Source organism: Xanthomonas cucurbitae, from assembly GCF_002939885.1.
In the GTDB taxonomy this organism is placed as follows: Bacteria; Pseudomonadota; Gammaproteobacteria; order Xanthomonadales; family Xanthomonadaceae; genus Xanthomonas; species Xanthomonas cucurbitae.
The window spans coordinates 1-338 of record NZ_MDED01000151.1 but is presented as its reverse complement, the minus strand read 5'-3'; the positions used below and the strand labels follow the sequence as shown (position 1 = coordinate 338).

Sequence of the window (338 nt, the reverse complement as noted above, 5' to 3'; positions counted from 1 at the left end):
GCGACGGCGCTGATGCGCTGCAAGCCTTGCCCAGAGCGAGTTTTGCGCATGGCAAGCAACTTTCTTGGCTGAGGGATGGGGCTAATCAGGAAGAATTTTAAGGTCTCGTGGGTCGAATGTTTGAGGGATGGTCTGTTTTTGAACAGGGCTTTTGCACTGTTCAAGTGTCAATGTGTCGCTTCCAACAGAGAAAAGTCCTTGTGTTCTTGCCTCTGCTTCAGAGATGAAGATCCTGGTATGTGTTTCTTTTGGGTCTTCGCGGATCACTGTGGGTGCAATCGAGCATTTTCGGGTAGCGCGGGCAGGAAGCTGGCGATGATCTTGAGCCTCAGGAACTC

Annotated in this window: 1 pseudogene; it reads right to left on the bottom strand. The window is 51.5% G+C overall.

The window, feature by feature from the left end:
• Window positions 1–81 precede the first annotated feature (81 nt).
• Window positions 82–338 (bottom strand): annotated as a pseudogene (locus tag XcuCFBP2542_RS19900) (hypothetical protein); the annotation flags it as partial.